Genomic DNA, 9,370 nt, shown 5'->3' with positions numbered 1-9,370 from the left:
GGTTAGCGTTGCGGCGTTAATGAAACGAGCTGGTAGCCGTTTTCGCTTTGTACAAAGCTGAACTCGACCTTATCGCCCACGTTCACCGGTGCAAACGTGCTGCCTTTGGCCAGGGCAAACTGCATGGTCATTGGCGGCCAGTTCAGCGCGGGAATAGCGTGATGGGCAATAGAAATCGCATCGGGGGTAATTTTCTTGATAACGCCCTGGCTTTGATAGGTCTGCGCTTGAGCGTGCATGGCACCATGCGAAGACATATCGTGCATGCCGTGCATTGCGGGCATATCTTCCGCGTGAGCGGCAAGGGAGAAAAACAGCACGCCAGAGAGCATGCAAAGAAGAGAAGAACGCATAATAAAACTCCTGTTAAACAATGAAATTAATAAAATTCAAGGGATTAACAGGTTTTTATTCACGGAACCGGCAAAAACGAATCGTTGCCGGCGGGCCTATCGCGGGAGGGGTTAACGACCATCCGTCATGCGCGACGGGGGAACAAACAGGTTCAGCGACCACCAGCGTCAGCGAAACGGGCAGCGCTACCAGTGAAGCGTTATCGGTATCTTTTTGCGCCAGATCCGGTACACAATGCTTTTCGCACAGCGGCGTTTTCATCATGTCCATATGCGGCGCGCTGTCCGACATCATCATTCGATGGTCCATATGCTGAACCAGCATATGTTCACCCTGCACGCTGACACTGCAGTCATGGGAAGCGAGCGCCACCTGGCTTTGAATCAGCAGCCAACCAAACGCCAAAAGCAGCATCAATAGATGCCGCTTAATAAAGCGCAATCGGTATAGCCAGCCTGCGTGCATAACGTCGCCATGGGTGAAAGGAAAGTAACGGCGAGTATAAGCAGCATTATTTTTAATTTTAAAGCGTTTTTTAACTAATTTACGCCCGGAAATAAAGCGCAACCGAAACCGTTAAATTCATTAACTTATCAGCACCTTTTAAATAACAAATTTATCATTTCCTATTAATCCCAGTTATTGCTTAAGCAGTATTAATTAAGTGGGGTGATAACAATTTGACGCGATTATTCGCTCAACACATCGCTTTGTTGATTTTAATCATCTACCCGCTGGCTATTATTCGGCACATTGCGTTGCCAGTTTTTTTACTTACTTTTCATTCAGGTCAACCTCCGGGGCCAACAACATGTTATTAACACTCATTGAACTGCTGATAGGCGTGGTGGTGATTGTCGGCGTGGCGCGCTACATCATCAAAGGCTACTCCGCCACCGGCGTGCTGTTTGTCGGCGGTCTGGCGCTATTAATTGTCAGCGCACTGATGGGCCACAAAATATTACCAGGCAGCGCCGCCAGCACTGGCTACAGCGCTACCGATATTGTCGAATACATTAAAATCCTGCTGATGAGTCGCGGTGGCGATCTCGGCATGATGATCATGATGCTGTGCGGGTTTGCCGCTTATATGACCCACATCGGCGCCAATGATATGGTGGTGAAGCTGGCTTCGCGGCCGCTGCGCTTTATCAACTCGCCTTACCTGCTGATGATTGCCGCCTATTTTGTCGCTTGCCTGATGTCGCTGGCGGTCTCTTCCGCAACCGGCCTTGGCGTGCTGTTGATGGCAACGTTGTTCCCGGTGATGGTCAACGTCGGTATCAGCCGTGGTGCGGCGGCAGCCATTTGTGCTTCTCCGGCGGCAATCATTCTTTCGCCCACCTCCGGTGACGTAGTGCTGGCCGCGAAAGCCGCAGAGATGCCGCTTATCGACTTCGCGTTTAAAACCACCCTGCCCATCTCTATCGCGGCGATTATTGCCATGGCGATTGCCCACTTTTTCTGGCAGCGCTACCTGGATAAAAAAGAGCATATCGTCAGCGAAATGCTGGATGTGAAAGACATCACCACCAACGCGCCCACCTTCTACGCCATCCTGCCGTTTACGCCGATTATCGGCGTGCTGATTTTCGACGGCAAATGGGGCCCGGAACTGCATATCATCACCATTCTGGTGATTTGTATGTTGCTGGCGGCAGTGCTGGAATTTTTACGTGGTTTCAATACACAAAACGTCTTTTCCGGGCTGGAAGTGGCTTATCGCGGTATGGCTGACGCGTTTGCTGGCGTGGTGATGTTGCTGGTCGCCGCCGGGGTTTTCGCCCAGGGGTTAAGCACCATTGGCTTTATCCAGAGCCTGATTTCGATTGCCACCTCGTTCGGTTCAGCGAGCATTATTTTGATGCTGGTGCTGGTCACGCTGACCATGCTGGCGGCAATGACCACCGGTTCCGGTAACGCGCCGTTCTACGCCTTTGTCGAGATGATCCCGAAACTGGCGCACGAATCCGGTATCAACCCGGCTTACCTGTCGATTCCAATGTTGCAGGCATCCAATCTTGGTCGCACCATCTCTCCGGTTTCCGGCGTGGTAGTTGCCGTGGCGGGGATGGCGAACATATCCCCGTTTGAAGTGGTAAAACGGACTTCGGTACCAGTGATCGTCGGTCTGATTGTGGTGATCATCGCCACCGAAGTATTAGTCCCGGGTGTCGCAGTACATTAATTTATAAATGCCATTTATGAAAAAGCGCCTGCCCGGCGCTTTTTTTATGGTTTAATAACGCATGGCAATTACCCGGATACATCCATCAGGAACCGATATGTTTATAAAGGGATTCTTCACCTGCGCAAGCCTTGCCGCAACGCTGTTCTCCGTCGCTTATGCCGCACCGCTCAAGCCCACACAGTATGGTGACTTTGACCGCTATGTTCTGGCGCTCTCCTGGCAAACCGGTTTTTGCCAGAGCCTGCACGCGCAAGGTCGCAATGAGCCCGATGAGTGCCGGCCGCAAAAAGAACCCGCCAACAAAGCCGATTATCTGACCGTGCATGGCCTGTGGCCTGGCCTGCCAAAATCCATCGCCGCGCGCGGTGTCGACGAGCGCCGCTGGATGCGCTTCGGCTGCGCTACACGCCCGATTCCAAACATGCCGGAGGCGAAAGCCAGCCAGAAATGCGCCGCGGCGGAAACCGGCCTGTCGCTGGAAGTTGCTAATAAACTCAACGCCGTCATGCCGGGCGCAGGCAGCACCACCTGCCTTGAGCGTTATGAATACGCCAAGCACGGCGTCTGTTTTGGCTTCGATCCGGACGACTATTTCGGCGCGATGGTACGCCTGGACACAGAAATCAAACAGAGCGCGCTCGGCCAGTTTCTGGCGGAAAACTACGGGAAAACCGTCACCCGTGACGCATTCAACGCCGCCGTCGCGAAAGCCTACGGCGATCAAAGCGTGAAAGCGGTGAAGCTGACCTGTAGCGGCAACCCGGCGTGGCTGACGGAAATGCAGATCGCCATCAAAGCCGGGGCGATAAATGCACCGCTCGCAGCCACCTCTTTGCTGCCGCAACCGCACCCCGGCAACTGCGGAAACAGCTTCGTGATTGATAAAGCGGGCTACTGATAAATCATAATTCCGGCAAATGTGCGCGGCATCACTTCACAGCGCGCTGCCGTGTCAGTATTATCCCCTTTAGACAAACCCTCGCTGCCAGTCGGCGAGGGTTTTTCTTTGGATCAATCACCTGACATGGAGTACCAGATGTCCAGACCTGCCATTATCATTAATGAGCGAGACGCCGAGCGCCTCGACCGTCTGCTTGAGCAGCCCGCTCACGCTAACCTGCCGGTCGCGGATGCGCTAAATGAAGAGTTGGATCGCGCCCAGATGTGCGCGCCAGAAGCGATGCCACATGATGTGGTGACGATGAACAGCACGGTAAAATTCCGTGAGCTGAAAAGCGGTGAAGAGCGCGTGCGCACGCTGGTTTATCCGGCGAATGTGACCGACAGCGCCAGCCAGCTTTCGGTGCTTGCGCCTGTCGGCGCAGCGCTACTGGGTTTGCGCGTTGGCGATACCATTCACTGGGAACTGCCGGGCGGCACCACCACCGACCTAGAAGTACTCGAACTGCTGTACCAGCCCGAAGCCGCAGGCGATTTCATGCGCTAAGCCCCGCCCTGCGTTGTTATGCAGAGGATGCGCCCGCATCCTCTTTCCGTTCCCGCCCGTTTATTCTTCAGATTTGCCATCCAGGCAGCAAAATATTCCTCCCGTTTATGATTCAATCAGAAGGACATAATCTACAGGGAGAAACGTTTATGTATCAGACAATCATTATGCCGGTCGATGTTTTCGAAATGGAGTTAAGCGACAAAGCCGTGCGTCACGCTGAGTTTCTCGCGCAGAGTGAAGGCGTTATCCATCTTTTGCATGTACTACCCGCCTCCGCCAGCCTGAGTCTGCACCGTTTCGCCGCTGATATACGCCGTTTCGAAGAGCATCTGCATCAGGAAGCGCAAACACGCCTTAGTACCATGATCACGCACTTTCACATTGATTCTTCACGCATTCATGTTCATGTCCGTTCTGGGAACGTGCGCGATGTGGTCAATGAGTTAGCCGAAGAGTTGAACGCTGATATGGTGGTGATTGCCTCGCGCAATCCGTCCATCTCCACCCACCTGCTCGGCTCGAACGCCGCGAATATCGTGCGCCACGCGCACATTCCGGTGCTGGTGGTCAGATAAAGACGCTCTGGCGTGAAAAAAAGAGGCTACCGTTGGTAGCCTCTTTACATTTGCAGGTATTGTTTACTTTCTTATTTTTGCTTACGCAGTTTTCGTGCGGATAAGGTAGTCAAAGGAACTCAGAGAGGCTTTGGCACCTTCACCCGTGGCAATAATGATCTGTTTGTACGGCACCGTGGTGCAGTCACCGGCGGCAAACACGCCTTTCACGCTGGTTTCGCATTTCGCGTCGATAATAATTTCGCCCATGCGGTTGCGCTCAATCGCGCCTTCCAGCCAGGTGGTGTTCGGCAGCAGACCAATCTGCACAAAAATCCCTGCCAGCGCCACGCTGTGAACATCGCCGCTCACACGGTCGCGGTACTCAAGGCCGGTCACTTTGCTGCCGTCGCCTTTCACTTCGGTAGTCTGCGCGTTCAGAATAATGTCGACGTTTTTCAGGCTGCGCACTTTGTCCTGCAACACCTGGTCAGCTTTCATTTCCGGGGCGAATTCAAGCAATGTTACGTGCTCGACAATCCCCGCCAGATCGATAGCCGCTTCCACACCGGAGTTACCACCGCCGATCACCGCCACGCGTTTGCCTTTAAACAGCGGGCCGTCGCAGTGCGGGCAGTAAGTCACACCTTTGGTGCGGTATTGATCTTCGCCCGGCACATTCATGTTGCGCCATTTCGCGCCGGTGGCAATGATAATGCTGCGCGCTTTCAGTACCGCGCCTGACGCGGTTTCAATCTGGTGCAGACCGCCTTCCACCGCCGCAGGCACCAGTTTGCTGGCGCTCTGGCTGTCAATCACATCGACGTTGTAATCCGAGACGTGCGCTTTCAGCGCGCCCGCCAGTTTCTGGCCTTCTGTTTTCGGCACAGAAATGTAGTTTTCAATATCCACGGTATCCAGTACCTGGCCGCCGAAACGCTCGCCCATCAGGCCGGTACGAATGCCTTTACGCGCTGAGTAAACCGCCGCCGCCGCACCCGCCGGGCCGGAACCGACAATCAGCACGTCGTAAGCGTCACGCTTGTTCAGCTCTTCCGCCGCGCGTTTTTCCGCACCGGTATCAATTTTGGCGACAATTTCGGTCAGCGTCATACGCCCCTGACCGAACTCCTGGCCGTTAACGAACACGGCCGGCACACCCATCACGTTACGATCGGTGATTTCGTTCTGGAACGTACCGCCATCAATCGCCGTGTGTTTAATGCGCGGGTTCAGCACCGCCATCAGGTTCAGCGCCTGCACCACGTCCGGGCAGTTATGGCAGGAGAGCGAATAGTAGGTTTCAAACTCAAAATCGCCATCCAGATCGCGGATCTGCTCAAGCAGCGCCTGCGCCTCTTTTGACGGATGACCACCGGTCCACAGCAGCGCCAGCACCAGAGAAGTAAATTCGTGACCCAGCGGCGAACCGGCAAAACGCGGGCCGTTATGCGAGCCAGGGTTAGTGATCAGGAACGACGGTTTACGCACCGCCAGGCTATTGTCTTCTTTAAAGGAGACCTTGTCTGACAGTTCAGCGATTTCGCCCAGCAGTTCTTTGATTTCTGCCGATTTCGCGCTGTCATCCAGCGTAGCAATCAGCTCAACAGGTTTAGTCAGTTTCTCAAGGTAGGCCTTGAGTTGGGTTTTCATAGTAGTGTCGAGCATAACGTTCTCCCTTAAAACATCATCATGCAAGCCGAATTGTTTAAGGCTGCATCAATGCAACTTGCATCATGGTGCTGAATAAAACGGGCACCCAAAAGTACCCGTTTGCCAGATAATTTCCCCAGTATTTCGCGCCAGAGCAAGGCGGCTAGCCTGAGCGTCCCCGGGAGCTTACACCAGTAAGTGACCGGGGCGAGCAGGCGACGCCAACGCCGCTATGGCGTGAAAGACGACAGGAAATTTAGATTTTACCAACCAGATCCAGGGACGGAGCCAGCGTCGCTTCACCCTCTTTCCATTTCGCCGGGCACACTTCACCTGGGTGAGAAGCCACGTACTGTGCTGCTTTGATTTTACGCAGCAGGTCAGATGCGTCGCGGCCGATGCCTTCAGCGGTGACTTCGATAGCCTGGATGATGCCCTGCGGGTCAACAACGAAGGTGGCGCGATCGGCCAGACCTTCATCTTCACGCATGTTGTCGAAGTTACGGGTCAGGGCGCCAGTCGGGTCGCCGATCATCGCGTATTTGATTTTCGCGATGGTTTCGGAGCTGCTGTGCCACGCTTTGTGGGTGAAGTGGGTATCGGTGGAAACAGAGTAAACGTCCACGCCCAGTTTCTGCAGCTCTTCGTAGTGGTCAGCCACGTCGCCCAGTTCAGTCGGGCATACGAAGGTGAAGTCAGCCGGGTAGAAGAAGAAGACGCTCCAGCGGCCTTCGGTATCTTTCTCGGTTACTTCGATGAACTCACCGTTTTTGAACGCCTGGTTTTTAAAAGGTTTAATCTTGGTATTAATTAAGGACATCTATACTTCCTCCGTGTTTTCGTTGGGGTGTAAGTTAACGAACTTCGATTGATTGAGCCAATGCGTTTGCTTTATCAAATCAATAAGTGTTAGCTAACAACCCGCAACGAGCAACCTTGTGAACGGCTGAATTGCCAAAAGTAAAAAGGCCACCGCGACGGGTGGCCTCGATACCTGAAATACCCGTGGGTAACTTCAGCGCCAGCAAGCTGGCTTTGCGTTGCGCTCATAACCTGTTGGTCATCAAGCGTTGTTGATTACACCACTGCGGGCACGTGAGGACAATGCCTTGCCCGGCGGTCTTACCGATGGTTGTGATAGGTTTTCTCTACCCTTGCTCTTTCCCACTGTTTTTATAAGGATTTTTATGCTCAAGCGCCTGTTAATGCTGACCCTGCTCCCGCTGACTCTGCACGCCGAAGAACTGCCCGCGCCGGTAAAAGCCATTGAAAAACAAGGCATCACCATCATTAAATCCTTCGACGCGCCGGGCGGCATGAAAGGCTATCTCGGTAAATATCAGGAAATGGGCGTCACCATTTATGTCACGCCGGACGGCAAACACGCTATCTCCGGCTACATGTACGACGATGCAGGCACCAACCTGAGCGAAAAGCTGATCGCCAAAGAGATTTACGCCCCGGCAGGCCGTGCACTGTGGCAGCAGATGGAAAAAGCCGACTGGCTGCTGGATGGCAAAAAAGAGGCACCGCGCGTGGTGTACGTCTTTGCCGACCCGTATTGCCCGTACTGCAAACAGTTCTGGCAGCAGGCACGCCCGTGGGTGGAATCCGGCAAAGTGCAGATCCGCACGCTACTGGTTGGCGTGATCAAACCGGAAAGCCCGGCAGCCGCAGCAGCGATTATGAGCGCGCAGGATCCGGCAAAAAGCTGGCACGACTTTGAGCAGTCGAACGGCAAAATGGCGCTGACGTTACCGAAAAGCGTACCGCCGGAAATGATGAAAAAGCTCAACATCAACCAGAAAATCATGGATGACCTTGGCGCGAACGCCACGCCTGCCATTTACTACATGAATGAAGACAATGTGTTGCAGCAGGAAGTCGGTTTGCCGGACGCGGAAAAACTGAACACGATTATGGGCGAGAAGTAAAAGCAGTCACGGCGGCGCAGGCAGCACCGCCGTTGACCTGTTACAGCTTACACAGGCGCTCTGCCGCCGCCAGCAGCGTCGATTCCTGTTTCGCGAAGCACAGACGAATCAGTTTGTGCGGGAAAGGATCGGCGCAGAACACCGACAGCGGGATCGCCGCCACGCCAACTTCTTTGGTCAGCCACTGGCAGAAACTCACATCGTCCAGATCGGAAATCGCACTGTAATCCGCCAGCAGGAAGTAGGTGCCTTCGCACGGCAAAATCTCCAGCTTGCTGCGGCTGAGTGCATTGACCAGCACATCGCGCCGCGCGCGGTAAAACTCCGGTAGCTCACGATAATGTTCCGGCTCGGCGCGCAGCATATCCGCCAGAGCCAGTTGCGCCGGAGTATTCACCGAGAACGTCAGATACTGATGAACCTTGCGCAGCTCCGCGCTGATGGCGGCAGGCGCCACGCAGTAGCCCACTTTCCAGCCCGTCATATGGTAGGTTTTGCCAAATGACGACACCGCCACCGCCCGCTCGCGCAATTGCGGATGCGCCAGCACGCTGGCATGTCCCTCTTCGGCAAAACAGATGTGCTCGTAGACTTCATCGCTCAGCACATAAATTTCGTGTTCGGCAATCGCCTGCCACAACGCAGCGAAATCCGCCTTTTGCCACACCGTCGCCGACGGATTGTGCGGCGTGTTCAAAATCACCAGCCGCGTGCGGTCGCTGAGCAACCCCGCAAACTGCTGCCAGTCGACGCGAAAATGCGGCGGTTGCAGCGCAATGCGTTTCAGCACCCCGCCGGAAAGCTCGACCGCTGGCGCGTAACTGTCATAGCTCGGATCAAAGCAGATCACCTCATCGCCCTGGCGCACCAGCGCAGTAATCGCCGCGTACAACGCTTCGGTCGCCCCGGCGGTGACGGTGATATCGGTATTCACGTCCGGTTTATGCCCGTACAGCTCGGCGGTTTTATCGGCAATCGCTTCACGCAGCGCCTGCACACCGGTCATCGGCGCGTACTGATTCGCCCCCTGTGCCACATGAAACGCCAGCCGCTCCTGCAAATAGCGTGGGCCGTCGAAATCCGGGAAGCCTTGCGACAGATTAATCGCCTGGTGCTGCTGCGCCAGGGCGCTCATTTGCGTAAAGATGGTAGTGCCAAGCGCGGGAAGTTTACTTTGTGGAATCAGTGCATTATTGCTCATTATTAGCTGCCTGCCTGTGATACGCGTGTTGCC

10 protein-coding genes are annotated in these 9,370 nt (G+C 54.6%); 5 read left to right on the top strand and 5 right to left on the bottom strand.

Going from position 1 to position 9,370, the window contains the following annotated elements:
• Positions 1–2: 2 nt before the first annotated feature.
• Together H650_RS20710 and H650_RS20705 are read right to left on the bottom strand one after the other, a co-directional pair.
• Positions 3–353: a copper-binding protein gene (locus tag H650_RS20710; RefSeq protein WP_238328360.1), complete on the bottom strand. Its 351-nt coding sequence runs from the start codon at positions 351–353 to the stop codon at positions 3–5.
• 55 nt (positions 354–408) lie between these two features.
• Positions 409–819 (bottom strand): hypothetical protein, encoded by a 411-nt coding sequence (locus tag H650_RS20705; RefSeq protein WP_044489809.1) that lies wholly within the window; start codon positions 817–819, stop codon positions 409–411.
• Between the two features lie 346 nt (positions 820–1,165).
• Between H650_RS20705 and dcuC the strand changes: the two genes are divergently transcribed.
• From dcuC to uspG, 4 genes are all read left to right on the top strand, one after another.
• On the top strand, positions 1,166–2,542 hold the full coding sequence (dcuC, locus tag H650_RS20700) for an anaerobic C4-dicarboxylate transporter DcuC (protein ID WP_020456993.1): 1,377 nt from the start codon (positions 1,166–1,168) through the stop codon (positions 2,540–2,542).
• Positions 2,543–2,639: 97 nt separating this feature from the next.
• Positions 2,640–3,443: a ribonuclease I gene (gene rna / locus H650_RS20695; protein WP_020456992.1), complete on the top strand. Its 804-nt coding sequence runs from the start codon at positions 2,640–2,642 to the stop codon at positions 3,441–3,443.
• A gap of 138 nt (positions 3,444–3,581) precedes the next feature.
• Positions 3,582–3,992, top strand: coding sequence for a nucleoside diphosphate kinase regulator (gene rnk / locus H650_RS20690; protein ID WP_017455866.1), 411 nt, complete (start codon positions 3,582–3,584; stop codon positions 3,990–3,992).
• A 149-nt stretch (positions 3,993–4,141) separates the two neighbouring features.
• Positions 4,142–4,570, top strand: coding sequence for a universal stress protein UspG (gene uspG, locus H650_RS20685; RefSeq protein ID WP_017455865.1), 429 nt, complete (start codon positions 4,142–4,144; stop codon positions 4,568–4,570).
• 81 nt (positions 4,571–4,651) lie between these two features.
• On the opposite strand, the gene ahpF is transcribed toward uspG, so the two are convergent.
• Both ahpF and ahpC read right to left on the bottom strand, forming a co-directional pair.
• Positions 4,652–6,217 carry an alkyl hydroperoxide reductase subunit F gene (gene ahpF, locus H650_RS20680; protein ID WP_020456991.1) on the bottom strand — a complete coding sequence of 522 codons (1,566 nt, stop codon included), beginning with the start codon at positions 6,215–6,217 and terminating at the stop codon, positions 4,652–4,654.
• Positions 6,218–6,458: 241 nt separating this feature from the next.
• On the bottom strand, positions 6,459–7,022 hold the full coding sequence (ahpC, locus tag H650_RS20675) for an alkyl hydroperoxide reductase subunit C (protein WP_002894394.1): 564 nt from the start codon (positions 7,020–7,022) through the stop codon (positions 6,459–6,461).
• 367 nt (positions 7,023–7,389) lie between these two features.
• Between ahpC and dsbG the strand changes: the two genes are divergently transcribed.
• A complete protein-coding gene (gene dsbG / locus H650_RS20670) occupies positions 7,390–8,136 on the top strand; it encodes a thiol:disulfide interchange protein DsbG (protein WP_020456990.1) in 747 nt (248 codons plus the stop codon).
• A 40-nt stretch (positions 8,137–8,176) separates the two neighbouring features.
• Here the strand turns inward: dsbG and H650_RS20665 are convergent, their stop codons facing one another.
• Entirely contained in the window at positions 8,177–9,337 is a 1,161-nt protein-coding gene (locus H650_RS20665) for a pyridoxal phosphate-dependent aminotransferase (protein WP_020456989.1), read from the bottom strand.
• Between the last annotated feature and the right edge of the window lie 33 nt (positions 9,338–9,370).

The sequence above is a fragment of the Enterobacter sp. R4-368 genome, from assembly GCF_000410515.1.
Classification (GTDB): Bacteria; Pseudomonadota; Gammaproteobacteria; order Enterobacterales; family Enterobacteriaceae; genus Kosakonia.
The sequence above is the reverse complement of the archived record's forward strand: the minus strand, read 5'-3'. Positions and strand labels throughout refer to the sequence as shown.